Origin of the sequence: Peteryoungia desertarenae, assembly GCF_005860795.2 — a bacterium.
Lineage (GTDB): Bacteria > Pseudomonadota > Alphaproteobacteria > Rhizobiales > Rhizobiaceae > Allorhizobium > Allorhizobium desertarenae.
On record NZ_CP058350.1, the window covers coordinates 1,082,382 to 1,107,825 of the forward strand.

At 60.0% G+C, this 25,444-nt stretch carries 24 protein-coding genes; 11 read left to right on the plus strand and 13 right to left on the minus strand.

Annotated elements, in window-relative coordinates; all coding sequences use genetic code 11:
* The first annotated feature begins 18 nt into the window (after window positions 1–18).
* The 11 genes from FE840_RS05020 to glpK all read left to right on the plus strand — a co-directional run bounded on the left by FE840_RS05020 (window position 19) and on the right by glpK (window position 12,168).
* Complete coding sequence (locus tag FE840_RS05020; protein ID WP_138285909.1) at window positions 19–978, plus strand: ABC transporter substrate-binding protein; 960 nt, start codon at window positions 19–21, stop codon at window positions 976–978.
* 95 nt (window positions 979–1,073) lie between these two features.
* On the plus strand, window positions 1,074–2,084 hold the full coding sequence (locus FE840_RS05025) for a FecCD family ABC transporter permease (RefSeq protein WP_138285908.1): 1,011 nt from the start codon (window positions 1,074–1,076) through the stop codon (window positions 2,082–2,084).
* Between the two features lie 99 nt (window positions 2,085–2,183).
* On the plus strand, window positions 2,184–2,963 hold the full coding sequence (locus tag FE840_RS05030; RefSeq protein WP_138285907.1) for a DeoR/GlpR family DNA-binding transcription regulator: 780 nt from the start codon (window positions 2,184–2,186) through the stop codon (window positions 2,961–2,963).
* Between the two features lie 111 nt (window positions 2,964–3,074).
* Window positions 3,075–4,583 carry a glycerol-3-phosphate dehydrogenase gene (gene glpD, locus FE840_RS05035; RefSeq protein ID WP_138285906.1) on the plus strand — a complete coding sequence of 503 codons (1,509 nt, stop codon included), beginning with the start codon at window positions 3,075–3,077 and terminating at the stop codon, window positions 4,581–4,583.
* A 47-nt stretch (window positions 4,584–4,630) separates the two neighbouring features.
* Window positions 4,631–5,713, plus strand: a complete 1,083-nt coding sequence (locus FE840_RS05040) for an ABC transporter ATP-binding protein (protein ID WP_138285905.1) — start codon at window positions 4,631–4,633, stop codon at window positions 5,711–5,713.
* A 12-nt stretch (window positions 5,714–5,725) separates the two neighbouring features.
* Window positions 5,726–6,796 (plus strand): ABC transporter ATP-binding protein, encoded by a 1,071-nt coding sequence (locus FE840_RS05045; RefSeq protein WP_138285904.1) that lies wholly within the window; start codon window positions 5,726–5,728, stop codon window positions 6,794–6,796.
* 2 nt (window positions 6,797–6,798) lie between these two features.
* On the plus strand, window positions 6,799–7,665 hold the full coding sequence (locus FE840_RS05050) for a carbohydrate ABC transporter permease (protein ID WP_138285903.1): 867 nt from the start codon (window positions 6,799–6,801) through the stop codon (window positions 7,663–7,665).
* Between the two features lie 11 nt (window positions 7,666–7,676).
* The gene (locus tag FE840_RS05055; protein WP_138285902.1) at window positions 7,677–8,495 is read left to right on the plus strand and encodes a carbohydrate ABC transporter permease; all 819 of its coding nucleotides are present in this window, start codon (window positions 7,677–7,679) and stop codon (window positions 8,493–8,495) included.
* Between the two features lie 10 nt (window positions 8,496–8,505).
* Entirely contained in the window at window positions 8,506–8,787 is a 282-nt protein-coding gene (locus FE840_RS05060; protein ID WP_138285901.1) for a DUF2160 domain-containing protein, read from the plus strand.
* 85 nt (window positions 8,788–8,872) lie between these two features.
* On the plus strand, window positions 8,873–10,594 hold the full coding sequence (locus FE840_RS05065) for an ABC transporter substrate-binding protein (protein WP_138285900.1): 1,722 nt from the start codon (window positions 8,873–8,875) through the stop codon (window positions 10,592–10,594).
* Between the two features lie 77 nt (window positions 10,595–10,671).
* A complete protein-coding gene (gene glpK / locus FE840_RS05070) occupies window positions 10,672–12,168 on the plus strand; it encodes a glycerol kinase GlpK (protein WP_138285899.1) in 1,497 nt (498 codons plus the stop codon).
* Window positions 12,169–12,241: 73 nt separating this feature from the next.
* On the opposite strand, the gene FE840_RS05075 is transcribed toward glpK, so the two are convergent.
* The 13 genes from FE840_RS05075 to FE840_RS05135 form a co-directional block, all read right to left on the minus strand.
* On the minus strand, window positions 12,242–12,700 hold the full coding sequence (locus FE840_RS05075; protein ID WP_138285898.1) for an SRPBCC family protein: 459 nt from the start codon (window positions 12,698–12,700) through the stop codon (window positions 12,242–12,244).
* A gap of 14 nt (window positions 12,701–12,714) precedes the next feature.
* The gene (locus FE840_RS05080) at window positions 12,715–13,548 is read right to left on the minus strand and encodes an XdhC family protein (protein WP_138285897.1); all 834 of its coding nucleotides are present in this window, start codon (window positions 13,546–13,548) and stop codon (window positions 12,715–12,717) included.
* 11 nt (window positions 13,549–13,559) lie between these two features.
* Window positions 13,560–14,762: a vWA domain-containing protein gene (locus tag FE840_RS05085; RefSeq protein ID WP_138285896.1), complete on the minus strand. Its 1,203-nt coding sequence runs from the start codon at window positions 14,760–14,762 to the stop codon at window positions 13,560–13,562.
* Entirely contained in the window at window positions 14,759–15,631 is an 873-nt protein-coding gene (locus FE840_RS05090; RefSeq protein WP_138286016.1) for an AAA family ATPase, read from the minus strand. Before FE840_RS05090 ends, FE840_RS05085 begins: the two co-directional genes overlap by 4 nt.
* Window positions 15,632–15,718: 87 nt before the next feature.
* Complete coding sequence (locus FE840_RS05095) at window positions 15,719–18,139, minus strand: aerobic carbon-monoxide dehydrogenase large subunit (protein WP_138285895.1); 2,421 nt, start codon at window positions 18,137–18,139, stop codon at window positions 15,719–15,721.
* Window positions 18,136–18,636, minus strand: a complete 501-nt coding sequence (locus tag FE840_RS05100) for a (2Fe-2S)-binding protein (RefSeq protein WP_138285894.1) — start codon at window positions 18,634–18,636, stop codon at window positions 18,136–18,138. The genes FE840_RS05095 and FE840_RS05100 overlap by 4 nt, the downstream gene beginning before the upstream one ends.
* Window positions 18,637–18,648: 12 nt before the next feature.
* Window positions 18,649–19,512 (minus strand): FAD binding domain-containing protein, encoded by an 864-nt coding sequence (locus FE840_RS05105; RefSeq protein ID WP_138285893.1) that lies wholly within the window; start codon window positions 19,510–19,512, stop codon window positions 18,649–18,651.
* A 147-nt stretch (window positions 19,513–19,659) separates the two neighbouring features.
* Window positions 19,660–20,883 carry an MHYT domain-containing protein gene (locus FE840_RS05110; RefSeq protein WP_138285892.1) on the minus strand — a complete coding sequence of 408 codons (1,224 nt, stop codon included), beginning with the start codon at window positions 20,881–20,883 and terminating at the stop codon, window positions 19,660–19,662.
* A 99-nt stretch (window positions 20,884–20,982) separates the two neighbouring features.
* Entirely contained in the window at window positions 20,983–22,605 is a 1,623-nt protein-coding gene (locus FE840_RS05115; protein ID WP_138285891.1) for a cisplatin damage response ATP-dependent DNA ligase, read from the minus strand.
* Between the two features lie 3 nt (window positions 22,606–22,608).
* Complete coding sequence (locus tag FE840_RS05120; RefSeq protein ID WP_138286015.1) at window positions 22,609–23,619, minus strand: ligase-associated DNA damage response exonuclease; 1,011 nt, start codon at window positions 23,617–23,619, stop codon at window positions 22,609–22,611.
* A gap of 43 nt (window positions 23,620–23,662) precedes the next feature.
* Window positions 23,663–24,064 (minus strand): DUF2177 family protein, encoded by a 402-nt coding sequence (locus FE840_RS05125; RefSeq protein WP_138285890.1) that lies wholly within the window; start codon window positions 24,062–24,064, stop codon window positions 23,663–23,665.
* Between the two features lie 50 nt (window positions 24,065–24,114).
* On the minus strand, window positions 24,115–24,807 hold the full coding sequence (locus FE840_RS05130; RefSeq protein WP_425502170.1) for a ChrR family anti-sigma-E factor: 693 nt from the start codon (window positions 24,805–24,807) through the stop codon (window positions 24,115–24,117).
* Window positions 24,804–25,373: a sigma-70 family RNA polymerase sigma factor gene (locus tag FE840_RS05135; RefSeq protein ID WP_138286013.1), complete on the minus strand. Its 570-nt coding sequence runs from the start codon at window positions 25,371–25,373 to the stop codon at window positions 24,804–24,806. The genes FE840_RS05130 and FE840_RS05135 overlap by 4 nt, the downstream gene beginning before the upstream one ends.
* Between the last annotated feature and the right edge of the window lie 71 nt (window positions 25,374–25,444).

The window sequence follows — 25,444 nt, forward strand, 5'->3', positions numbered from 1 at the left end:
TGAAAGATTTGACGGACCATGTTTCACCATCGCTATCTCCTCGCCGCCGCTCTCCTTGCGACAGTGGCTTTTGCAACGCCCGCAGCCGCCTATCCGGTGACGGTCAAGAGCTGCGACCGCGAAGTAACCTTCGACAAGGCACCGGAGCGCGCGATCTCCAATGACGTCAACCTGACGGAAATGATGCTGGCCCTGAAGCTGCAGGACCATATGGTCGGCTATACGGGCATTTCGGGTTGGAAGACGCTGGATGAAAAGCTGCGTGAAGGCGTACAGGAACTGCCGGAACTGTCGCCGAAATACCCGACCAAGGAAGTGCTCCTCAACGCCGATGCCGACTTCTATTTTGCCGGCTGGAACTACGGCATGAAGGTGGGCGGCGAAGTGACGCCGCAGACGCTGGAGCCGCTGGGCATCAAGACCTATGAACTGACGGAATCCTGCATCCATATCATGGCGAAGAACAAGCCGACCATGGACGACATGTTTGTCGATCTCCTCAATCTCGGCAGGATCTTCGGTGTCGAGGACAGGGCCGAGGCACTTGTCGCGGGATATCGTGAGGGTCTTGCCGAGGTGACCCAGCGGATTGGCGAAATCAAGGAGCCGGTGCGGGTCTTTGTCTATGATTCGGGTACCGACAAGCCTTTCACCTCCGGCGAATATGGCATTCCGACAGCGATGATCGAAGCTGCTGGCGGCCGCAACATCATGGATGACGTGCAAAAAAGCTGGACGGAAGTCTCCTGGGAGCCGGTGATCGAGCGCGATCCCGAAGTGATCGTCATCGTCAATTATGGTGACGTCACCGCCGAGCAGAAGATCGCTTTCATGAAGGAAACACCTGCCTTCCAGAACCTGAAGGCCGTGAAGGATGATCGCTTCGTTGTTCTGGAATATGTCGAGGCGACACCCGGTCCGCGCAATATCGAGGCGATCAGCCGGCTCGCGGACGCGTTTCATCCTCGCAACATGTAAGGCGATTGACCACTCCCTCACTGTCCCCGTGCCGTCCGGAACCCTAGCGGTTCCGGATAACTCGTCTGTGTCTGATAATCGTTGCGGAACCAAGAATGTCCACTGGTAGACTGGCCCTCCTGACCGCTGTCGCCCTCATGGTCATCATGCTGGCAATGACGGCCGGAATATCTCTTGGTGCCGCACCCGTTCCAGTGTCGACCGTCTGGGGCATCATTGCCAACAAGATCCATCCCGGCCTGATCGAGTCGACCTGGTCCGCCGGTCGTGAAAGCATTGTCTGGGAGGTCCGCTTCCCGCGCGTCATTCTGGCGGCTCTTGTCGGCGCCGGTCTTGCCGTCGTTGGTGCGGTACTGCAGGCCGTGACCCGCAATCCGCTTGCCGATCCCCATCTCTTGGGCGTTTCCTCGGGCGGGGCGCTTGGTGCGATCATTGCATTGATGCATACGGGACTGATCTTTGGTCTGGTGACCGTCCCGCTCTTTGCCTTTGTCGGCTCTCTGGCCGCAACCGCTGCCGTGGTGGCCGTGACCCGCTTTACCGGGGCCGCTGCCGACCGCCTTGTTCTCTCCGGCGTCGCCGTTGCCTTTGTCGCAACCGCACTGGCCAATCTGACGATTTTTCTCGGCGACCCGCGCGCGGCCCATACGGTTGTCTTCTGGATGCTCGGGGGCCTTGGTCTGGCGCAGTGGTCGCACCTCGTCTATCCCGCAGCCGTCCTGTTCATCTGCCTTGTTTGGCTTACCCTCAGAGCCAGGGAGGTGAACGCCCTTGCCATGGGTGACGAGACGGCGGCAACGCTCGGTGTTCCGGTTGCAAGGTTCCGTGCCCAGCTCTTCGTCATAACCGCCCTGCTGACGGGGGTCATGGTCGCCTTTTCCGGTGCCATCGGCTTTGTTGGTCTGGTCGTCCCCCATTTCATCCGCCTCGTTGTCGGCAGCGACAATGTCCGGGTCATTCCCTTGTCTGCATTCGTCGGCGCCGTCGTGCTCGTGCTTGCCGATCTGGCAGCCCGGCTGGTCATGGCGCCGGAGGATATGCCGATTGGTGTTGTGACCGGCCTTGTTGGCGGCCTTGCCTTCATCTTCATGCTGCGGCGAAAGTAAGAGAGGAAGCGGAATCCACGCCCAAATCCCCGGATATCCCTATTGCCCGAATTTCGTTTTGACCTAGGATGAAGCAAAACGAAATAGGGGAGGGGTGGAATGCTGTTTTCAGCGCGTCAGGCCGAGATCATGGAACTGGCCAAGGAACAGGGACGTGTCCTGGTCGAGGAGCTGGCAGCGCGCTTCGCCGTGACTCCGCAGACGATCCGCAAGGATCTGAATGATCTCTGCGACAGCCGCGCCCTGAACCGGATCCATGGCGGCGCCGTGTTTCCAAGCGGAAACGAAAATGTAAAATACGAAGCGCGCCGTTCGATGGCGGCTGCCGAGAAACAGGCGATCGGGCGGGCGGCAGCCGCTCTCATCCCCGACAATTCTTCCCTCTTCATGAATATCGGCACGACGACCGAAGCCGTGGGCGAGGCCCTTGTGGATCACAAGGAGCTGATGGTCATCACCAACAATATCAATGTGGCCAATCGCTTGCGCGTCTATCCCTCGATCGAGGTGGTGATTGCCGGCGGTGTGGTGCGCGGCTCCGATGGCGGTATCGTCGGCGAGGCGGCGGTCGACTTCATCCGCCAGTTCAAGGTGGATTTTGCCGTCATTGGTGCCTCGGCTCTGGATGAAGATGGCGCACTTCTCGATTTCGATTTTCGCGAAGTGAAAGTGGCCCAGGCGATCATCGCCAATGCGCGCCATGTCATACTGGTGGCCGATGCGACCAAGTTCGAGCGTACGGCACCCGTCCGGATCGGTCATATCAGCCAGGTGCACACCTTCATTACCGACCGCTGTCCGAGAGAAGGCCTGCGCGCCATCTGCCAGGACAAGGATGTGCGCCTGATCGAAACCAACCCCGAAGGACCTCTCAACTGAGCCGAATGAACTTTATCAGAACTTTCGTTTGACATTCATTTTGATTTCGATTTAGATCTCCTTGCTTTCGCAAATGCAAAGGATATTGCAATGCGAAATGTCGGAGGGAGCATGTCTCAAGGCGAAGTTTTCGATCTGTTCGTGATTGGTGGCGGCATCAATGGCTGCGGCATTGCGCGTGATGCGGCGGGTCGCGGTTATTCGGTCGCGCTTGCGGAAATGAACGATTTTGCCTCCGGCACCTCGTCCGGCGCGACCAAACTCATCCATGGTGGCCTTCGCTACCTCGAACACTACGAATTCCGGCTGGTGCGGGAAGCCCTGATGGAGCGCGAAGTGCTCTGGGCCATGGCGCCCCATGTCATCTGGCCATTGCGCTTCGTTCTGCCTTTCCAGAAGGGTGGGGTGCGTCCTGCTTGGCTGATCCGGCTTGGTCTGTTTCTCTATGATCACCTCGGCGGTCGCAAGCTTCTGCCGGCGACAAAGACACTGGACCTGCGCCGCGATCCGGCCGGCAAACCCTTGAAACCCGTTTTCTCCAAGGCTTTCGAATACTCAGACGGCTGGGTCGATGATGCCCGCATGGTCGTGCTGAATGCACGGGACGCCGAAATCCGTGGGGCAACCATCCTGAGCCGCCATCGCGTGACATCGGCGCGCCGCGAAAATGGCATATGGGTCATCACGACGAAGAACCAGCTGACAGGAGAACTGTCGACCCGCAAGGCGCGCATGCTGGTCAATGCGGCCGGACCCTGGGTGGATCAGGTGCTGGCTGGCGCCTTCGGACGCAACAATGTTCACAATGTCCGTCTCGTGCAGGGCAGCCACATCATTGTGCGCAAGAAGTTTTCCGACCCGCGCGCTTACTTTTTCCAGAACCCGGACAATCGCATCATCTTCGCCATTCCCTATGAGGGCGATTTCACCCTGATCGGCACAACGGATCGTGATTACTCGGATGATCCGAAAGATGTGAAGATCAGCCAGGAGGAGATCGACTATCTGTGCAATGCGGCGAGCGAGTATTTCTCTGAGCCCATCACGCCCACCGACATTGTCTGGAGCTATTCGGCGGTGCGCCCGCTCTATGATGACGGGGCTTCGAAGGCACAGGAGGCGACCCGCGATTACGTGCTGAAGATCGAGATGGGTGATCAGGGTGCGCCGCTGCTCAACGTCTTCGGTGGCAAGCTGACAACGTATCGGCGTCTGGCCGAACATGCATTGGAAAAGATCGGTGAGACGATCGGCGTCAAGGGCAAGTCCTGGACGGCGGGTTCGCGTCTGCCGGGGGGTGACTTTCCGGTGACCGGATTTGAGGCTCAGGTGGCAGAATTCTTGAAGGCCTATCCGTTTCTCGACCGGCTTCATGCCGAGCGCCTCATTCGCTGCTACGGCACGGACGCCCGCGCGATCCTTGGGACGGCCAAGACGAAGTCTGATCTCGGACAGCATTTCGGCGGCACGCTTTATGAATGCGAAGTGCGCTGGATGATCGAGAAGGAATGGGCGGTCAACGCCGAGGATGTGTTGTGGAGGCGGACGAAACAGGGCCTGTTCCTGACGTCCAAGGAGGCCACGATGCTCAATGACTACATGGAGAAGGTGGCAGCCTGACAGCCGCTTTTTCAAGATCGCCAGAGGTTGGGGAGGCCCGAGGATAGATGCTTGAACTGAAACAAGTCTCGAAGATGGCGGGGGGTGGATACCACATCTACCCGACCGACATGACGCTCAAGCGGGGGACGCTGAACGTCTTGCTCGGACCCACACTTTCGGGCAAGACCTCGCTGATGCGGCTGATGGCGGGGCTCGACAAGCCAAACTCCGGCTCCGTTCATTTCGATGGCGTGGATGTCACGGGTGTTACGGTCCAGAAGCGCAATGTCGCAATGGTCTACCAGCAGTTCATCAACTACCCGGCGCTGACCGTTTACGAAAACATCGCGTCCCCGATGCGCGTTGCCGGCAAGGACAGCGCAACGATTGACCGGGAAGTGCGCAAGGCCGCCGAGCTCTTGCGCCTGACGCCCTATCTCGACCGCACGCCGCTCAATCTCTCGGGCGGACAGCAGCAGCGCACGGCGCTTGCACGCGCCATCGTCAAGCGCGCCAATCTCGTCCTGCTGGACGAGCCGCTCGCCAATCTCGATTACAAGCTGCGCGAGGAACTGCGCGAGGAGCTGCCGAAGATCTTTGCCGAATCCGGCGCAATCTTCGTCTATGCGACGACCGAACCCTCGGAAGCTTTGCTTCTTGGTGGCAATACCGCAACGCTCTCCGAAGGGCGGGTGACCCAGTTTGGCCCGACGATCGACGTCTATCGCCGACCGGTCGATTTGCTGACAGCGAAGACCTTTGCCGATCCGCCGCTCAACACGATCGAGGTGATGAAAAACGGGAGCCAGTTTACGCTGGACGGTGCAGCTGTGTTTGACGTGCCCACTCATGTGGCCGGCGTGCCTGATGGACCGATGACAGTGGCTTTTCATCCGCATCATCTTTTCCCGAAGCAGACACCAAATGCGCCGACCGGGCTTGTGGCGCGCACCGAAGTCTCTGAAATCGCAGGCTCCGAAAGCTTTATCCATATCGACTACCGGGGTCAGCGCTGGGTGATGCTTGCCCATGGTATCCATGACATGGACCCGGATCAGGAGATCACGGTCTATCTCGATACGCGCCACCTGATGGCATTCGATGCAACCGGCAGGTCGCTGGCCATGCCGCAGCCCCTTGCGGCGTGAGGAGGAGCGACCATGGCCCGTATCAATCTCGACCATATCCGCCACGCCTACTCCGCCAAGGCCCGCGCTGCCGGTGATTTTGCCCTGAAGGAAGTGCATCACGAATGGGACGACGGTGGCGCCTATGCGCTTCTCGGGCCCTCCGGCTGCGGCAAGACCACGCTTCTCAACATCATTTCCGGCCTGTTGCATCCCTCGGATGGCAGCATCCAGTTCGATGGCGTGGACGTCACCAACCTGCCGACCCAGGCGCGCAACATTGCCCAGGTGTTCCAGTTCCCCGTCGTCTATGACACCATGAGTGTCTTCGACAATCTGGCCTTCCCCTTGCGCAACCGCCATGTAGCTGAAGCCGAGGTGAACCGTCGTGTGACCGAGATACTGGAGATGATCGGCCTCTCCGACATGGCGCACAAGCGCGCCCAGGGGCTGACGGCCGACCTCAAGCAGAAGATCTCGCTGGGACGCGGCCTTGTCCGCTCTGATGTCAACGCCATTCTCTTCGACGAGCCGCTGACCGTCATTGATCCGCACATGAAATGGGTGCTGCGCTCGCAGTTGAAGCAGCTCCACCGCCGCTCCGGCTTCACTATGGTCTATGTCACCCACGACCAGACCGAGGCGTTGACTTTCGCCGACAAGGTGGTGGTCATGTATGACGGTGAAATTGTCCAGATCGGCACGCCCGCCGAACTTTTCGAGCGGCCAAGTCACACCTTCGTGGGCTATTTCATCGGCTCGCCGGGCATGAATGTTTTGCCGGCTAAGGTCTTAGGCTCCCATGCGGTAATCGGCGATCAGTCCGTCGCCCTGCCGGGTCAGCCAAAACTCTCCGGCGAAAGCCGCATCGAGCTCGGTATCCGGCCGGAATTCATCCGGCTCGGGCGTGAGGGCATGCCGGTCACGATCAGCAAGGTCGAGGATATCGGACGCCAGAAGATCGTTCGCGCCACCTTCTGCGGCCATGCTCTTTCGGTCGTTCTTTCGGAGGACGAAGAGGTGCCGTCGGACGCAGGCATCACATTTGTACCCGACGGCATCGGCATTTTCGCCGATAGCTGGCGTGTGGGCATGGAGGGCTGATCATGGAAAAGACCTGGAACAACAAGGCCTGGTTCATGGTCATCCCGGTTCTGGTGCTCGTGGCGTTTTCCGCCGTGATCCCGCTGATGACCGTCGTGAACTACTCGGTGCAGGACACGTTCGGCAACAATCAGTTCTTCTGGGCGGGAACCGACTGGTTCACCGACATCCTGACGTCCGAACGCTTCTGGGATGCGCTGGGACGCAACCTGATCTTCTCCATGTTGATCCTGCTGATTCAGGTGCCGCTGGGCATTTTCATCGCGCTCAACATGCCAAAGAAAGGGCTCGGCGTTCCCGTCTGCCTCGTGCTGATGGCGCTGCCGCTGCTCATCCCGTGGAACGTTGTCGGCACCATCTGGCAGGTTTTCGGTCGCGTTGACATCGGCCTTCTCGGTTACAGCCTGAATGCCATCGGCTTCGACTATAACTATACGCAGAACCCCATCCATGCCTGGGTCACCATCATCATCATGGATGTCTGGCACTGGACGAGCCTTGTCGTGCTGCTTTGCTATGCAGGCCTCGTCTCGATCCCGGATGCCTATTACCAGGCGGCCAAGATCGATGGCGCCTCGCGCTGGTCCGTCTTCCGCTACATCCAGCTGCCGAAGATGAAGCGGGTTCTGCTGATCGCCGTCCTGCTGCGCTTCATGGACAGTTTCATGATCTATACCGAGCCCTTCGTGCTCACCGGCGGTGGCCCCGGAAATTCGACCACCTTCCTGTCGATCGACCTCGTCAAGATGGCGGTCGGCCAGTTCGACCTCGGTCCGGCGGCGGCCATGTCGATCATCTACTTCCTGATCATCCTGGCGCTGTCCTGGGTCTTCTACACTGTCATGACCAATAGCGATGCCAAGAGCTGAGGGAGGCAATCATGAAAAGCACTGATGACCGTTCCCGCTTCGGCTTCCTGGTCCCGACCATTTACATCATCTTCCTTCTGCTGCCGATCTATTGGCTCGTGAACATGAGCTTCAAGACCAATACGGAGATCCTTGGAGACTTCTCGCTCTGGCCGCAGAACCCGACGATCGCCAACTACATGGTGATCTTCACCGATCCCTCCTGGTATTCGGGTTACATCAACTCGATCATCTATGTGGTGCTGAACACCGTGATCTCGGTATCGGTGGCGCTGCCGGCCGCCTATGCCTTCTCGCGCTACCGCTTCCTCGGTGACAAGCACCTGTTCTTCTGGCTGCTGACCAACCGCATGGCGCCGCCGGCGGTCTTTGCACTGCCCTTCTTCCAGCTTTACTCCGCCTTCGGCCTGATCGACACCCATATTGCGGTTGCCATCGCACACTGCCTGTTCAACGTGCCGCTCGCCGTCTGGATCCTCGAAGGCTTCATGTCGGGCGTACCGAAGGAAATCGACGAGACGGCTTACATCGACGGCTATTCTTTCCCGAAGTTCTTCGTGAAGATCTTCATGCCGCTGATTGCATCCGGCATCGGTGTCGCCGCCTTCTTCTGCTTCATGTTCTCCTGGGTCGAGCTGCTGATTGCTAGAACGCTGACGACGACGGATGCCAAGCCGATCGCGGCGACCATGACCCGCACGGTCTCGGCATCCGGCATGGACTGGGGCGTGCTCGCTGCCGCCGGCGTGCTGACCATCATTCCCGGCGCGCTGGTCATCTATTTTGTCCGCAACTACATCGCCAAGGGCTTTGCCCTGGGCCGCGTCTGAGGAGGCTGCAATGGACTTTTCATGGATGGCCTGGACGACGCCGACGACGCTCTTCTTCGTCGTAATCTTCTGCCTGATCGCGGCCATGGCAGTCTGGGAATACTTCTCGCCAGGCGGCAATCCGCGCGTCGGCATCCTGCGCTTCGAGACGACACGGGGCGACCGCCTCTTCGTCTCGCTGCTCGGTTCGGCATTCATCAATCTCGCATGGCTCGGTCTCGTGGGACCGAATCTGTGGTGGGGTCTCGCTCTCTCCGTGGTCTACGCCATCGGCGTCTTCCGTTACGTGTAGGGCAAGAAAACGCGGATGGCGGCGGGAGGCTGCCATTCTCGGCACTGGGTAGAAACTGCAATCGCAACCTTTAGGGAGGACAAACATGCGAAAGCAACTCATGACAACAACGGCGGCCATGTTGCTTGCCATGACCGGCGTGGCATTCGCCGACATGGAAGCGGCAAAAGCGTTTCTCGATGCGGAGATCGGCGATATGTCGTCGCTCGATCGCGCGGCGCAGGAAGCCGAAATGCAGTGGTTCATCGACGCCGCCAAGCCTTTCCAGGGCATGGAAATCAAGGTCGTCTCCGAGACCATTACAACGCATGAATATGAATCCAAGGTCCTCGCTCCGGCCTTCACCGCCATCACCGGCATCAAGGTCACCCATGACCTGATCGGCGAAGGCGACGTCGTCGAAAAGCTGCAGACGCAGATGCAGTCGGGCGAGAACATCTACGACGCTTACATCAATGATAGCGACCTGATCGGCACCCATTGGCGCTATCAGCAGGTTCGCAACCTGACCGACTGGATGGCAGGCGAAGGCAAGGACGTCACCAGCCCGACCCTTGATGTCGAGGACTTCATCGGCCGGTCCTTCACGACCGCTCCCGATGGCAAGCTCTACCAGCTGCCGACCCAGCAGTTCGCGAATCTCTACTGGTTCCGCTATGACTGGTTCAACGACGAGAAGAACAAGGCCGACTTCAAGGCAAAGTATGGCTATGACCTCGGCGTACCGGTCAACTGGTCGGCCTATGAAGATATCGCCGAGTTCTTCACCGGTCGCGAAATCGACGGCAAGAAGGTCTTCGGCCATATGGACTATGGCAAGAAGGACCCCTCGCTCGGCTGGCGCTTCACCGATGCCTGGCTCTCCATGGCCGGCAATGGTGACCGCGGTATTCCCAACGGTCGTCCGGTCGACGAATGGGGCATCAAGGTTGACGAGAACTCCCGTCCGGTGGGCTCATGCGTTGCCCGTGGCGGTGACACCAACGGCCCGGCTGCTGTCTACTCTATCGAGAAATACCTCGACTGGCTGAAGGCCTATGCACCGCCGCAGGCCGCTGGCATGACCTTCTCCGAATCCGGCCCGGTTCCGGCCCAAGGTGAAATCGCCCAGCAGATGTTCTGGTACACCGCCTTCACCGCCGACATGGTCAAGGAAGGTCTGCCGGTCATGAATGAGGACGGCACGCCGAAGTGGCGCATGGCTCCCTCGCCGAAGGGCGCCTACTGGCAGGATGGCATGAAGCTTGGCTATCAGGACGCCGGTTCCTGGACTCTGATGCAGTCGACGCCGGTCGATCGTGCCCAGGCTGCCTGGCTCTACGCTCAGTTCGTCACCTCCAAGACTGTCGACGTGAAGAAGAGCCATGTCGGCTTGACCTTCATCCGTCAGTCGACGCTCGACCATCCGTCCTTTACCGAGCGTGCTCCGAAGCTTGGCGGTCTGATCGAGTTCTATCGCTCGCCGGCCCGTCTGCAGTGGTCGCCGACCGGCACCAACGTTCCTGACTATCCGAAGCTGGCTCAGCTCTGGTGGCAGGCGATCGGTGACGCCTCTTCCGGCGCCAAGACCGCCCAGGAAGCCATGGACTCGCTCTGCGCCGAGCAGGAAAAGGTTCTTGAGCGTCTCGAGCGTGCAGGCGTCCAGGGCGATATCGGTCCGAAGCTCGCCGAGGAAAAGACCCTCGAAGAGTGGAATGCCGACGCCGTTGCCAAGGGTAATCTCGCTCCTCAGCTGAAGCTGGCTGACGAGAAGGGCACCCCGATGACCGTCAACTACGACGAACTGGTCAAGAGCTGGCAGAACTGATCTGACATCTCTGTCGATTGACAATTGCCGGGGCGAAAACTACGCCCCGGCTTCTTCTATAAGGGAGCTTTGAACGGATGAGCGGCTATATTCTGGCAATCGACCAGGGCACGACCTCGACGCGCTCGATGATCTTCGATCACGAAATGCACATCGTAGGCACCGCCCAGCAGGAATTCACCCAGCATTTTCCCGATTCGGGCTGGGTCGAGCATGATGCAGACGAGATATGGCAGAGCGTGCTCGACACCATCCGCAAGGCTGTCGAAAAGGCCGGTATCTCTATCGGCGACGTGACCGCGATCGGCATCACCAACCAGCGCGAGACCGTCGTTGTCTGGGACCGCAATACGGGCAAACCCGTTCATAAAGCGATTGTCTGGCAGGACCGTCGCACGGCGCGCTTCTGCGACGAATTGAAGGGCAGGGGATTGGAGCCGCTCTTCACGACAAAGACCGGCCTGCTGCTTGATCCCTATTTCTCCGGCACCAAGCTCTCCTGGCTCCTGAAGAATGTCGACGGCCTGAAGGCCCGCGCCGAAAACGGCGAGATCTGCTTCGGGACGGTCGATAGCTGGCTGATCTACAAGCTGACTGGCGGGCGCGCCCATGTGACCGATGCGACCAATGCCTCGCGCACGCTGATCTATGACATTGGCGAAAACCAGTTTGACGACGAGCTTCTCTCTATCCTCGAAATCCCGCGAGCGATGCTGCCGGAGGTCAAGGACTGCGCCGATGACTTCGGCATCACCGACAAAGCGGTGCTCGGCGCCGAAATCCCGATCCTCGGCGTTGCCGGCGATCAGCAGGCGGCTGTCATCGGCAATGCCTGCTTCCAGCCAGGCATGATGAAGTCGACATACGGGACAGGCTGCTTCGCGCTGTTGAACACCGGCACAGACCGTGTCCAGTCAAAGAACCGGCTGCTGACCACCATCGCCTATCGGATGAATGGCGTGACCACTTACGCACTCGAAGGTTCGATCTTCATTGCCGGTGCAGCGGTCCAGTGGCTTCGTGATGAGCTGGGCTTTGTCAAGGTTGCTTCGGAGACGGATGCGCTTGCCAAGCAGGCCGATCCGCAGCAGCGCATCTATCTCGTCCCTGCTTTCACGGGACTTGGCGCGCCCTACTGGGATGCCGACGCCCGCGGCGCGATCTTCGGCCTGACGCGGGGCTCCGGTCCTGCCGAATTTGCCCGCGCTGTGCTCGAAAGTGTCGCCTACCAGACCCATGATCTCCTGGAAGCCATGCAGAAGGATTGGGGTGGCGCAAATAGCGAAACCGTCTTGCGCGTCGACGGCGGGATGGTGGCGTCAGACTGGACGATGCAGCGGCTTGCCGACATTCTCGATGCGCCAGTCGATCGTCCGGTGATCCTTGAGACAACCGTGCTCGGCGCCGCATGGCTGGCAGGCTCGCGCTCAGGCCTCTGGCCGGATCAGGAGGGTTTTGCCGCGACCTGGCGGCGCAATCATCGCTTCGAGCCCGGCATGGCAGCGAGCGAGCGCGAAACTGCAATCGCCGGCTGGAAGGACAGAGTCTCACGCTGCCTGACCCATCGCAGCTGAAAGGCCAAAGTCAAAAAGAAGAGACCGCCGAGCTCCATGATCGGCGGTCTCTTTGTTACTGCTATTTGAAAGCTCAGCTGGCCACCGGCGCTTCCTGGACCTTGGCACCAAAATTCGAAAAGAACTCTCCGGCGAGCTTTTTGGCCGTTGAATCAATAAGCCGGCTACCAAGCTGCGCGATCTTGCCGCCCACTTCCGCCTTGACGACATAGGTCAGGATCGTCGCGTCCGGGCCGTCTGCTTCCAGGGAGACATCGGCACCGCCCTTGGCAAAACCGGCAAGCCCACCCTTGCCCTCACCGGCGATGGTGTAGGAGTTCGGTGGATTAAGGTTCTGTAGTTCGACTGCGCCTTCGAACTTCGCCTTGATCGGACCGACCTTCAAGACGACCTTAGCCGTCATGTGGGTGTCGGAGGTCTTTTCCAGGCTCTCGCAGCCGGGAATGGACTGCCGCAGGATCTCGGGGTCGTTAAGCGCGCGCCACACCACATCCACCGGTGCCTCAATCCGTTCGCTACCTTGCATGTCCATGGTCGTTCCTCCTGTTATGCTGTTGTTGCTTCGGCTTTGCGCTGTCCCTGACGGCGCAAGGCGATAATTTCTGCGAGGATCGACAGGGCGATCTCCTCTGGCGTAATGGCACCGAGATCAAGCCCGGCAGGTCCCTTGACCTTTGCCAGCCGATCAGAGGGGCCATGCTCGGCTTCAAGCTCCGCCTTGAGTGCGGCCATCTTTCGTCGACTTCCGACAAAACCGACATAGTGGTGTTCGCCACCAAGCGCTGCTTTCAAGGCGGCCTCGTCACCCTTGCCCTGCGTTGCAATCACCACGAAGCGCTCTCCCTGCCGCTCCCAATCGACATCAAATCCGTCGACATGGTCGTCCATTTCGGGCGGCACGGCAAGATCAGTCGCGGGTGCGGCAAGCGTCACATGAAAGCCGAGAGCCCGCCCCTGCGACGACAGCGCCAGCGCCACAGGGCTCGCTCCCAGAATGACGAGCGCCGGTTTGGGCAGCATCGGCTCGACAAAGACATCCATCGTGCCCTGACTGGGGCACATGTTGCGGGCAAACTGCACGCCGTTTCTGGCCTCGCCCGGCCTCACCCCGAGATCGGCCAGAAGATCCTGCGGCTGGATCGAAACGAGCCGCGACTGCCCGTCCTTCAACGCCTGCTGCGCTGCGCGCAGGACGGCACCACGGGCGCATCCGCCACCGATCCAGCCGGCAACGATGCTGCCGTTCGGACGGATGATCGCCTTGGCACCGGCTTTTGCCGCAGTGACCGATACGGTGCGTACGACTGTGGCGAGCACGAAGGCCTCCTGGGCGGTCTTCATCTGCGCCACCAGATCCATCACATCGACATGCATGGTCATAGTCTCACTCCTCACAGGCGTGCCAGATAGGGTTCGAGATCGGCAAGGCTTTGCAGGCTGTGGGCCGGCGCATGCAAATCGACATGCGGCAAAGCCGCCTGCAGGCCCCGCGCCACCGGCTCATAGCCGTCCCAGCCCATCATTGGATTGAGCCAGGCAATCCGCCGACAACGACGGCGAAGAGCCTGCATCTCCTCGCCCAGCTGAGAGGGTTCGCCCGTGTCATAGCCGTCGGAAAAGATCAGCACGCAGCTGCGCGAGCCGAGCACGCGTGCCGCATGCTGGCGATTGAAATCGGCCAGACATTCCCCGATCTTGGTTCCGCCGCCAGCCCCTTGTGCCATCATCGACAGCCGGTCGAGCGCACGAGCCGCATCCCGCTCCTTCATTGCATCCGACACATGGGCAAGGCGCGTGTGAAAGAGGAAGGCTTCCGCTTCCGGTGCGGCATCAAGCATGCCGTGAATGAAGCGCAGGAAGACGCCGGTATAGAGGCTCATCGAACCGGACGCATCGACCAGCAACACGATCTTCAGCGGTCGCTCGCGCTTGCGCCGCATGACGAGATGCATCGGCACACCGCCCTGGCCAATCGCCTTGTGGATCGTGCGGCGCAAATGGATGCGGTAGCCGTCCCGGCGCTCAAGATCCCGTCGTGTCATTCGGATGCGCATCGCTCGTGCGAGGTTTTCCGCCACCTCGTGAGCCAAAGCCAGATCCTGCGGATTGGAGAGCTTGCGGAAATCAACGCCGTTGATGGCATCGATCCGCGAGGCGCCTTCCATGCGCCCCTCGCCATCAGCCGCGTGGTTATCCTCGCCTTCGGCGGAAACCTGATCGGTCGCTTCCTGACTGCCCTTCGCGGTGGCGTCCGAAAGGCTCTTCAAGGAGGGTGAATTTTGCGGCTGCGTGCCGCCGCTCACCAGCGAGCGCGAGCGCACCCGCTTGCCGAGCCAGAAGGCATCAAACAATCCGTCAAAGCGATCCCATTCCGCTTTGCGGGCGCAAAACAGCTGGCGGAAAGCCGAGCGGAGTGTGGCTGGCCTGCGAACCAGATCGGTTGTCAGCAGTCGTGCGGCATCCGAGGCTTCCGAGAGCCCAACGGCAAACGCATTGTCCCTGAGCGTCCGGGTAAAGGCGGCGAGTTTCGTGGCCAGCAATTCGCTGACCGCATCCTGTTCCTGCCGATCAAGGGGCGTGCCACAACAGGTCATGCCACTTTCCCCATCAGCCGGTTGACGACTTCGGGCCTGAGTCGCGCCCGGTCTTCCCGGGTCTTGATCAGGCAGAGCAGGGTCTCATGGACCAGTTCCGGCTTATCCTGGAGGTTCTGGACATCAAGGCCGACCAGCGCTGCGGCCCAGTCCAGTGTCTCTGCAACACCGGGACGCTTGCGTAGATCCTCCTTGCGGATCGCCTGCACCATATGGGCGATCTGGACCGACAGCGCACTGCCACTGCCGCTCACCCGCGCCTGGATGATGCGCGCCTCACGATCCGGCTCCGGATAGTCGACATAGTGATAGAGACAGCGCCGGCGGAGCGCGTCGGAAAGCTCCCTTGTGCCATTCGAGGTCAGCACCACATGCGGTATGCTTTTCGCCGGCACCGTGCCAAGCTCGGGGATCGACACCTGGAATTCGGAGAGGATTTCGAGAAGATAGGCCTCGAATTCCTCATCGGCCCGGTCGATCTCGTCAATCAGTAGAACGGGTGGCTTCTCCTGCCGGATGGCCGCGAGTAGCGGACGCTCCATCAGGTACTTTTCAGAAAAAATCTCGTCTTCAATGGCATCCGCTGCTTTGCCCTGGTGGGCCTGGATGGCCAGCAATTGTCGCTGATAGTTCCATTCATAAAGGGCGGACGACTGATCCAGCCCCTCATAGCACTGCAGGCGAATGAGCTTCGTGTCGTAGAAATCGGCAAGGGCTGCCGCGACCGCCGTCTTGCCGACACCGGCCTCACCTTCGAGAAGCAGCGGACGCTTGAGATAGGCCATCAGCGAAATGGCCGTTGCCAGTTCGCCATCTGCCACATAGCCGGCTGCGGCAAGGCCCGATGCAATGCCGTCTCGTGTCGGCATCGCATCGGGATGAACCTTTCCCCCCTGATCGGGGGAAAAGGCTTGCCTCGCCGGCTGTTCGCTCAGGTCCGCCATCGCTGGATCCAATCAGCCCGTGACGCCCAACGCCTTGGCCGCTTCCCAGTTCCGCCAGTAATCATGCGGCATCTGGATATGGGTCGAACCAAGGAAGGAGAAGGCGTCGTTGACGGCATTGGAGAAGGCCGGCACGCCGCCGACATTCGGGCTTTCACCCACACCCTTTGCCCCGATCGGATGATGCGGGGACGGTGTGACGGTAAAGTCAGTTTCCCAATGGGGGGTCTCGACGGCGGTCGGCAGGAAGAAGTCCATGAAGGACCCGCCCATGACATTGCCGCTGTCGTCGTAACGGATCTCCTGGCCCATCGCGATGGCAAAGGCCTCGGTGAGGCCGCCATGCACCTGCCCCTCGATGATCATCGGATTGATGCGGGTGCCGCAATCGTCCAGTGCGTAGAAGCGGCGAACCTTGTAGACCCCGGTATCGACATCGATGTCCATGACGCAGAAATAGGCGCCGAAGGGATAGGTCATGTTTGGCGGGTCATAATAGCTGACCGCTTCCAGGCCGGGCTCCATGCCCGGAGGCACCGAGTTATAGGCCGCCCAGCAGATATCCTTCATCGACTTGTATTTCTCCGGCAGGCCCTTCACCCGGAAACCGTCGATATCCCATTCGAGGTCGCCTTCATGCACTTCGAGCAGATAGGCGGCGATCATCTGCGCCTTGGCCTTGATCTTGCGCGCTGCCATGGCGATTGCAGCCCCTGCAACCGGCGTGGAGCGTGATCCATAGGTGCCAAGACCATAAGGCGCCGTATCGGTATTGCCTTCTTCGACCATGATGTCGTCGGCGGGAATACCGATTTCCGTGGCGATGATCTGTGCCCAGGTGGTCTCATGTCCCTGGCCCTGGCTCTTCGAGCCGACACGGGCAATACCGGCGCCGGTCGGATGCAGCCGGATTTCGCAGCTGTCGAACATGGCAATACCAAGGATATCGCAGTTCTTCGACGGGCCGGCGCCCACGATTTCGGTGAAAAAGGAGACACCGATGCCCATGATTTCCCGGGTTTCGCCCCGCTTGAAGGCCTCGCGCTTTTCCGTCTGCTCCCGGCGCAGCCCGGCATAGTCGATCTTCTCCATCGCCTGATGCATGGCGGTGTGATAGTCGCCGGAATCATATTCCCAGCCGAGCGCCGAGTGATAGGGGAACTGCTCGGCCTTGACGAAATTCTTCAACCGAAGCTCCGCCGGGTCCATGTTGAGCTTCTGGGCAAGGATATCCATGCCGCGCTCGATGCAATAGGCCGCCTCCGTCACGCGGAACGAGCAGCGATAGGCGACACCACCCGGCGCCTTGTTGGTGTAGACGCCGTCCACGGAAAGATGCGCGACCGGGAAGTCATAGGAGCCCGTGACGATGTTGAAGAAGCCTGCCGGCCATTTCGATGGGTCGGCGCAGGCGTCGAAGGCGCCGTGGTCGGCCAGCACATGCACGCGCAGACCCGTCACCTTGCCTTCCTTGGTGGCCGCGATCTCCGTCGTCATGTGATAGTCGCGGGCAAAGGAGGTGGTTGTCAGGTTCTCCATCCGATCCTCGACCCATTTCACCGGCTTGCCGGTGACGATGGTGGCGACAGCCGCGCAGATATAGCCGGGATAGGCACCGACCTTGTTGCCGAAGCCGCCGCCGATATCGGGTGCGATGACATGGATCTTGTGTTCGGGGATCTTGGCAATCAGTGCGACCACGGTGCGGATGACATGCGGTGCCTGGAATGTACCCCAGATCGTCAGCTCACCCTTGATCTTGTCGAAGGAGCAGACGCATTGGCAGGTTTCGAGCGGCGAGGGATGGGTCCGGTGATAGGAGATCATCTCCTTGATCGTCACATCCGCCTTGGCAAAGGCGGCATCCGTCAATTCACGGTCACCGACAGTCCATTCGAAGATGTGGTTGTGATGCTTGCGGGGTCCATGAGCACCAACCATCTTGCCTTCGAGGTCTTCGCGCAGGACCGGTGCATCCTCGGCCATGGAGGTGAAGGGGTCGACCTGCACCGGAAGCGGCTCATAGTCCACTTCGACTGCTGCAATGCCATCATCGGCGGCATAGCGGTCGGTCGCCACGACAAAGGCCACTTCCTGGTTCTGGAACAGCACTTTGCCATCGGCCAGCACCATCTGGACGTCACCGGCCAGCGTCGGCATCCAGGCGAGGTTGACGGTCTTCAGGGTCTCGGCGGTAATGACCGCCAGCACGCCTTTGACGGCGAGCGCCTTTTCGGTGTTGATCGACTTGATCCGCGCATGCGGATAGGGCGAGCGGACGAAATCGCCATGCAACATGCCGGGCAGTTTCACGTCGTCGACATACTGGCCCTTGCCCTGGGTAAAGCGAACATCTTCGACGCGCTTGCGCTTGCAGCCCATGCCTTCGAGCTTGGCTTCCCTCTGTTCCCGCGTGGGAGTCATGACATTCATTCTGCGGCCTCCTGGAATTCGGTGCCGTTGATCTTGGCGGCGGCGTATTGGATCGCCTTGACGATGTTCTGGTAGCCGGTGCAGCGACAGAGATTGCCGGCGATGCCGAAGCGGATTTCCTCTTCCGTCGGGTTCGGGTTTTCCTGCAGCAGTCGATGCGCCCGCATGATCATGCCCGGCGTGCAATAGCCGCATTGCAGGCCATGCATCTGCCGGAAACCTTCCTGCAGCGCAGACAGCGTGCCATCGGCATTGGCCATGCCCTCGACCGTGGTGATCGAAGCTCCATTGGCCTGAACGGCGAACATGGTGCAGCTTTTGACCGACTTGCCGTCGAGATCGACGGTGCAGGCACCGCAATGGCTGGTCTCACAGCCGATATGGGCGCCGGTCAGAAGCAGCTGTTCGCGGATAAAGTGGATGAGCAGGGTGCGAGGCTCGACAAGGCCTTCCATCTGCTCGCCATTGACGGTCATGGTGACGTGTGTTTTTGCCATTTGTTATCCTCCTCAAGCCGCACGTTGACCGGCGCGCTGGATAGCCCGCATGACCATGATGCCACCCACATGGGTGCGATACTCGGGTGTGCCGCGGGCATCCGATGCCGGTTGCATGATGGCGCGCGCCGCTTCAACGGCAGCCTTGAGGCTGGCCTCGTCAAGCGAGGTTCCGATCAGGGCAGCCGCTGCTTCTTCGGCAAGAAGTGGGGTTTCCGACAGGTTGGTCAGGGCAATCGAGCATGTGGCGACCTTGCCATCCTTCATCGTCAGCATGACGGCTGCAGCGGCTGTGGCATAATCCCCCACCTTGCGCTTCAGCTTCTCATAGGCATAGCCATGGCCGGTCTCCGGGATCGGGATAGAAACGGCGCTCAGGATCTCGCCGGGTTCAAGGGCGGTGAAATAGGCACCCTGGTAGAATTCCGTCGCCGCCGCATCGCGCTGACCATCGGGGCCTTCCAGCCTGTAGGTCGCACCCAATGCCATCATTACGGCGGGCATGTCATTGCCGGGATCGCCATTGGCGACATTGCCACCGAGCGTGCCCATATAGCGGACCTGCGGATCGGCAATCAGCTTCGCCGTCTCGTGAAGGATCGGCAGATGGCTCGCTATCTCCGCCGAGTTGAGAATATCGGACTGTGAGGTCATTGCTCCGATGATAAAGGCATCGCCATCGCGACAGATGCCCTTGAGGCCATCGATGGCACTCAGATCCACAAGATGTTCGGGCGTTGCAAATCTCAGCTTCATCATCGGGATGAGGCTGTGACCGCCCGCAAGCGGACGGGCTTCATCGCCCAGCGAAGACAATAGCTTCACGGCATCGGCGACGGATGTCGGCCGATGATATTCAAATGCGCCTGGTATCATGGTCTCCTCCCATAACGTCGGTCTGGCGGGACGCGATCGATGGGACGGAGGCTGATCCGAAAGATGGAAGGCGGCAAGACGACGCAGCAACCGGCGGCACGAAGCACGATTTTTCGCACGAATTGCGGCTATCTCGCACGAATTGCGTCAGCTTCTCTGACGCACCGGGCTTGAAGCCGTGCGGCTTAGACCAAGGCGCGCCCGCACTTCGGCAATCTTCGAACGGCTGACCGGAACGAAATGGCTTTCCGCTCCACCGACTTCGACAACGGCTCCATCGCCTTCCTTTCGGATGAAGGTGACATGAGCAAGCGCCACGATGTGGCTTCGATGCACCCGCATGAAATCTGTGGGATCGAGCTTTGCCTCAAGCTCCGAAATGGACCAGGGACAGAGCCGTTCCCGATGGCCATCATGCACCTGTGTATAGTGGGCATCGGCCCGGATGCTGCGGATCTCGGCAATCTCGATGAGATGGGTGCCATCGGCACTTGTGACGGGTACGCGCTCGATCGGTTGCTGGCGTGGCATGCCAATGCCTCCAAGCGGTGCAGCCCGTCTTGGGGAGCCGGTATTGGTGGCACCGGTGCGAGGCTCCACACTTTCGGCCTCCAGCACCCAGGGGTCGACGCCCACGAACTCGGGTTTCGCCCGTTTTGCTTTCGGTTCCGGAACAAGGAACAGCAGAAATCCGGCGGCGATGACAAAACACAGAAGCGCGACGACAAGCGACACAATCTGTGGCGAAGCGGCAAGGCCCGCATAACCATGAGCCTCTTCCACGAGCGTCGGAACGAAACGCATGCCCGCCATCGCCGTATAATGCATGCCGGAAACGGCAAAACCGAAGGCGACGGCGCTCAACGCCAGACGCCATCCGCCTTGCGCCGCCAGATAGATGCGCAATCCGCCATAGGCAGCGGCAACCGCAATCAGCAATGACAGCGCGACAATACGGTGGTCGTGCTCGATGATGAAACGTCCCGCCAGCCCATGGATGCCGACATAATGCATGGAGACGATGCCGATGCCGAGTAGAACGGCAGCGAGCGCGATTCGCGTCGTCGACACCTCTCCGATGCTGACAAGGAAAAGCGAGACGCCGACGACGAGGGCACAGATGAGAAAGGACGTCACCGTGGGCAGCACGAGATAGCTGGCATCGGCGGGCAGGGGGGCTGCCATCATGCCAACGAAATGCATGGTCCAGATACCAACAGCAAGAAAGGCCGCCGCTCCGGTCAAGAGCAGACGCCGATTGGCATTCGGTGATTGACCAATACGCGCGGCGAGGCCAAAGCCCGTATAGCCACCCAGTATCGCCACAGCCAGGGACAGCATGACGAGCAGGGGATCGTGCCCATTCAACATTGAAACCTCCGACCGACTGTCTTGCCCTCAGCCGGCCTCCTCCGTTTCGGAAGGTTACACGCAGCGCCTGTGTTGACAAGCAGAAGTCGAGCGTTGGGCCTAGTTCGAAAGAAGGGCCATCAGGGTTTCAAGCCGGTCCGCTTCGCGCGGCAACTTGTCCTGCCTGAGCCGCGATATACGAGGAAAGCGCATGGCAATGCCGGATTTGTGGCGGCTTGAGCGGGCCAGTCCCTCAAAGGCGACTTCGACCACGAAACCATGATCGGGCTCCGCCCGAACCGCCCGAACCGGTCCGAACCGGTCCACCGTATTGTTGCGGACGAAGCGGTCGAGGATTTCGAGTTCCTGATCGGTGAAACCGAAATAGGCCTTGCCAACAGGCACCAGAACATCTCCCTCGTCCGGCAGCGAGGTCCAGACGCCAAAGGTGAAGTCGGAATAATAGCTTGATCGTTTTCCATGCCCGCGCTGGGCATACATCAGGACAGCATCCGCATTCATCGGGTCCCGTTTCCATTTGAACCAGGGGCCCTTCGCCCGCCCAGCCTGATAGGTGCTGTCGAGCCGCTTGAGCATCAGGCCTTCGATGACCGGATCGGGAGGCGAGGCGCGCAGCTCTTCAAGCTCCTGCCAGCTCGAAAACGCCACAAGCGGTGACAGATCGAAGCGATCCGGTCGCTCTGCCTCAATCAGCGTTGCAAGCCGCTCACGTCGCGTCACGAAGGGTTCGCTGCGAATATCTTGGCTGCCATCAAACAGGATGTCATAGGCACGAATGAAGACGGGATAGTCCTCCATCATCCTGGCCGTCACCGTCTTCCGGTTGAGGCGTTGCTGCAGATCGGAGAAGGTCCGGGTCGGCTGATTGCTGCGGCTGGTGCCGCCGACCAGCAATTCGCCATCGATGACGCCTTCGAAACGGGCGGCCTCGACGATATCGGGAAAGGCCCCGGAGATATCGTCGCCGGAACGCGAATAGAGGCGATTGCGTCCTGAGCCACAGGACATTTGCACGCGGATTCCGTCCCATTTCCACTCGGCGGCAAAATCAGCCGGGTCGAGTATGGCGAAATCCCTGTCTTCAATCGGCGTGGCCAGCATGACCGAATGGAAGATCGCCGGCGTTGCCAGTTCCGGCTTTTCCGACCGGTCCTCCAGCCAGGCGAAGAGTTCGAGATAAGGCGGCTTCAAGCCATGCCAGAGGCTTTCGATATCCTCGATGTCTTTGTTGCCGAAGCTGGCAAGCGCCTGCTTGGCAAGGCGCGCCGAAACCCCGATGCGCAAACCGCCGGTCACCAGCTTGAGCAGCGCAAAGCGCTCCGATGTCCCAAGCCGGTCCAGAAGATCGCGCATCACGCCGCGCGTCTCGTTGCGCGAAAGCTTCTGAAGCCGTTCGACGATCTGTGAGAGCCTGACGCTTTGCGGATCGATATCCTGGTCTTTCGGAGTGGCAGGCTCCCAGACGAGGGAGATGGTTTCGGCCAGATCCCCGACATAGTCATAGGAGTAACGAAACAGAACCTCGTCCATTCGCTCCAGAACCAGCTCCCTAAGCAGTGCGGGTTTGACGCTGCCGATCTCCAGACCGCCGGTCAAGGCAGCAAGTGCATAGCCTCGGTCCGGATCGGGCGTTGCCCGGAAATAGTCCTCCAGCAGCTTCAGCTTGCCATTGCGGCTTGGCGTCAGAACCAGGCGATCGAGCAGATCGGCAAAGGACTTCATCGCCTAATCCCCTTCGTCTTCATAGCCGACCAGATGAAGCGGACGGGCGGCGATCCCTGCAAGCTCGCACCAGCGGACCAGCGCTTCCTCTCGTCCATGCGTTACCCAGACCTCGGCTGGTCGGATCTCGCTGATCGTCGCTTTGAGCTCGGGCCAGTCACAATGGTCGGAGATCACCAGCGGCAGTTCGACGCCGCGTTGCTTGGCGCGCTGGCGCACCATCATCCAGCCAGAGGCAAAGGCAATCAGCGGATCTGTAAAACGGCGGGCCCAACGGTCGTTGAAGGCAGACGGCGGGCCAATGATGATCTCGCCTTCGAAGCCTGGTCCCTTGCGGCCCTCGATCGTGGCGGGTCGAAGGTCGCCGAGATCGACACCCTGTTCCTGATAATAGTCGCAGAGCCTTGTCAGGGCCCCGTGCAGGAAGATCGGTCGATCATAGCCGCTGCGGCGGATGAGCGAGATGACCCGTTGCGCCTTTCCCAGGGCATAGGCACCGACGAGGTGACTGCGACCTGGAAACTGGGCAATAGAGTGCAAGAGCTTCGCGGTTTCGCGTAAAGGATCGGGGTGGTGGAAGACAGGCAGGCCGAACGTCGCCTCCGTAATGAAGACATCGCAGGCGACAGGCTCGAAGCCGGCACAGGTCTGGTCATCGCCGCGCTTGTAATCCCCGGATACGACGATACGCGTACCCGCATGCTCTATGGCGATCTGCGCTGAGCCGAGCACATGGCCTGCGGGGTGAAACGACACAGCGACACCATCGATGTGAACTGTGTCGCCAAAAGCAATCGCCTGTTCCTGTTGGCAAAATCCGGCACCATAACGGATTTTCATGATGTCGAGGGTCTGGCGCGTGGCAAGCACATGGCGGTGGCCTGCCCTTGCATGGTCCGAATGCCCGTGAGTGATCAGAGCCCTGTCGACCGGACGGACCGGGTCGACATAAAAACTGCCGATCGGACAGTGGAGCCCGGCAGGGGTCGGATGCAGAAGAAGGTCAGCCTTGATCATGCCAGCAATCTAGGGCGAGACCGCCCCGTTGACCACGGGATCAATTGCTGAAGCGTGACACGACATAATAGCCGGCTGCAGCCGCTGTTGCCGTCAGTACGGCACCCCAGGCCATGTCCACGATGCTCACGGTCAGCGACCATCCCTTCAGCGTGGCGAGGTTCGTCATGTCGTAGGTGCCATAGGCCAGCAGGCCAAGGAGAGCGCCATTTACCAGCGCGGTCACGATTGTACCGGCATTCACCGCTGGCATGACGGCGAAATAGACAATGCCGGCCACGTAGAAAAGGTAGAAGGCACCCGCAGCGGCGAAATTGGGAGTTGCCAGCAGGAGGTCTCCGATATGGCGACGGTAAAAGCCAATGGCGATCCGCGTCAGCCACACATAATCGATCCCGAAGAACACGACCGCTGTCGATACATAGGCGATAACGTAGTTCATGGGTCGAACCTTGTTTTGCGGCCCGCTCACCTGAACGGGCCCTGGGGCTGCTAGATCCCGAGAACGGGCTGGACGAGCCGCACCATCAGGCTTCGGAACTTCAGGGGTGCATCAGTCACCGCAAGACAGATGCAGTCCTCGTCCGGCGTTGCCACGGGCTGATGCGTCAACGTCTCATCGGCTTCTTCAATGTCGCCGCGACGGAAAATCGCTTCGCCATCCGTGAAGCTGCCCTTGAGCACCAGGGTCAATTCACGCCCGCCATGGGAATGCTCGGGGACCGGCTTTCCAGCCGGGATCTTCAGCAGGCGAACCTGGCTTTCCCGATCCCCGGTCTTGATCGGAATATGATAGGCCCCACGACCAAGCGCTTTCCACTTCAGGCTACCGACATCGCCCCCGAGGTAAGAGCGAAGCGGTTCGGGCAAGACAGGCATATCTGTCGCCCTCGGTGCCACGATCGACTTGTCGTCATTGCCGACAACGGGCTTGTCGGCCTTCAGTCTTGCCTTCATGTTTTCCCAGCTGTCGGCGGACACCGTCTCCGGCTGCGGCGTGACCTCGGTCGCACTCATTTCCAGAAGCTCACCGGCTGCATGCTCCATGAAGGACAACCGGCGACGGCAGTTGGGGCAAAGCGCCAGATGCGTTGCCACAGCAATGCTCCAGCCTTCCGTCAGGCTGCCGGAGGCGTAGGCAAGAAGCAGTTCGTCACTGATATGATGCTGGACGTTCACGCTCATGCGCGTTCCTCCAAGGCTGCGCGAAGCTTGGCGAAGGCCAGGCGAATACGGGATTTGACCGTTCCCATCGGAAGACCGAGCTCAGCGGCGATCGCGCTATGTGAAGATTCGTTGTAGAAGGACATTTTAAGCAATTCGAGCTGTTCCGGTGGGAGTGTTTCCATGGCGCGCCGAAGACGATCCGCTTCCTGCCGGCTTTCATACTCCACGTCGGCCGGTGCGACATCGTCCGCCACGAAGGCTGGATCGGTCGGATCAAAGGTCGGGCGACGCTCCTTGCGAAAGGCGTCGATGCGCAGGTTACGGGCGATCGTGAAGATCCAGCTGGAGACATTGCCCCTTGCCGGATCAAATTGATCTGCCTTGTTCCAGACTGCCAGCATTGTCTCTTGCATCAACTCTTCAGCCGCCTGCCCGTCTCTGGCGAGTTTCGCCATGTAAGCGCGAACCTTGGGTCCATAATGTTTGAAGAGCGTTTCGAACGCCTCTATGTCTCGATCTTTGCCAACGGCGGCAAGAAGTTCGGTGAAATTGCGCTGCGCAGGATCATCAACCGTCTGGGACATAGATACGCTTTTTTTCCCTTTATGGAGCGATGCAACAACACTCTGCCGCGCAATATGCCCGGATTCATTGT

Excerpts from the sequence above, each read along its gene's own strand:
- FE840_RS05130 (WP_425502170.1), bottom strand. The coding sequence starts at position 24,807 with ATGAGCGTGAACGTCCAGCATCATATCAGTGACGAACTGCTTCTTGCC.
- FE840_RS05080 (WP_138285897.1), bottom strand. The coding sequence starts at position 13,548 with ATGACCATGCATGTCGATGTGATGGATCTGGTGGCGCAGATGAAGACC.
- FE840_RS05085 (WP_138285896.1), bottom strand. The coding sequence starts at position 14,762 with ATGACCTGTTGTGGCACGCCCCTTGATCGGCAGGAACAGGATGCGGTC.
- FE840_RS05095 (WP_138285895.1), bottom strand. The coding sequence starts at position 18,139 with ATGAATGTCATGACTCCCACGCGGGAACAGAGGGAAGCCAAGCTCGAA.
- FE840_RS05115 (WP_138285891.1), bottom strand. The coding sequence starts at position 22,605 with ATGAAGTCCTTTGCCGATCTGCTCGATCGCCTGGTTCTGACGCCAAGC.
- FE840_RS05045 (WP_138285904.1), top strand. The coding sequence starts at position 5,726 with ATGGCCCGTATCAATCTCGACCATATCCGCCACGCCTACTCCGCCAAG.
- FE840_RS05105 (WP_138285893.1), bottom strand. The coding sequence starts at position 19,512 with ATGATACCAGGCGCATTTGAATATCATCGGCCGACATCCGTCGCCGAT.
- FE840_RS05060 (WP_138285901.1), top strand. The coding sequence starts at position 8,506 with ATGGACTTTTCATGGATGGCCTGGACGACGCCGACGACGCTCTTCTTC.
- glpD (WP_138285906.1), top strand. The coding sequence starts at position 3,075 with ATGTCTCAAGGCGAAGTTTTCGATCTGTTCGTGATTGGTGGCGGCATC.
- FE840_RS05030 (WP_138285907.1), top strand. The coding sequence starts at position 2,184 with ATGCTGTTTTCAGCGCGTCAGGCCGAGATCATGGAACTGGCCAAGGAA.
- FE840_RS05065 (WP_138285900.1), top strand. The coding sequence starts at position 8,873 with ATGCGAAAGCAACTCATGACAACAACGGCGGCCATGTTGCTTGCCATG.
- FE840_RS05090 (WP_138286016.1), bottom strand. The coding sequence starts at position 15,631 with ATGCCGACACGAGACGGCATTGCATCGGGCCTTGCCGCAGCCGGCTAT.
- FE840_RS05125 (WP_138285890.1), bottom strand. The coding sequence starts at position 24,064 with ATGAACTACGTTATCGCCTATGTATCGACAGCGGTCGTGTTCTTCGGG.
- FE840_RS05025 (WP_138285908.1), top strand. The coding sequence starts at position 1,074 with ATGTCCACTGGTAGACTGGCCCTCCTGACCGCTGTCGCCCTCATGGTC.
- FE840_RS05050 (WP_138285903.1), top strand. The coding sequence starts at position 6,799 with ATGGAAAAGACCTGGAACAACAAGGCCTGGTTCATGGTCATCCCGGTT.
- FE840_RS05055 (WP_138285902.1), top strand. The coding sequence starts at position 7,677 with ATGAAAAGCACTGATGACCGTTCCCGCTTCGGCTTCCTGGTCCCGACC.
- glpK (WP_138285899.1), top strand. The coding sequence starts at position 10,672 with ATGAGCGGCTATATTCTGGCAATCGACCAGGGCACGACCTCGACGCGC.
- FE840_RS05040 (WP_138285905.1), top strand. The coding sequence starts at position 4,631 with ATGCTTGAACTGAAACAAGTCTCGAAGATGGCGGGGGGTGGATACCAC.
- FE840_RS05135 (WP_138286013.1), bottom strand. The coding sequence starts at position 25,373 with ATGTCCCAGACGGTTGATGATCCTGCGCAGCGCAATTTCACCGAACTT.
- FE840_RS05075 (WP_138285898.1), bottom strand. The coding sequence starts at position 12,700 with ATGGACATGCAAGGTAGCGAACGGATTGAGGCACCGGTGGATGTGGTG.
- FE840_RS05110 (WP_138285892.1), bottom strand. The coding sequence starts at position 20,883 with ATGTTGAATGGGCACGATCCCCTGCTCGTCATGCTGTCCCTGGCTGTG.
- FE840_RS05100 (WP_138285894.1), bottom strand. The coding sequence starts at position 18,636 with ATGGCAAAAACACACGTCACCATGACCGTCAATGGCGAGCAGATGGAA.
- FE840_RS05020 (WP_138285909.1), top strand. The coding sequence starts at position 19 with ATGTTTCACCATCGCTATCTCCTCGCCGCCGCTCTCCTTGCGACAGTG.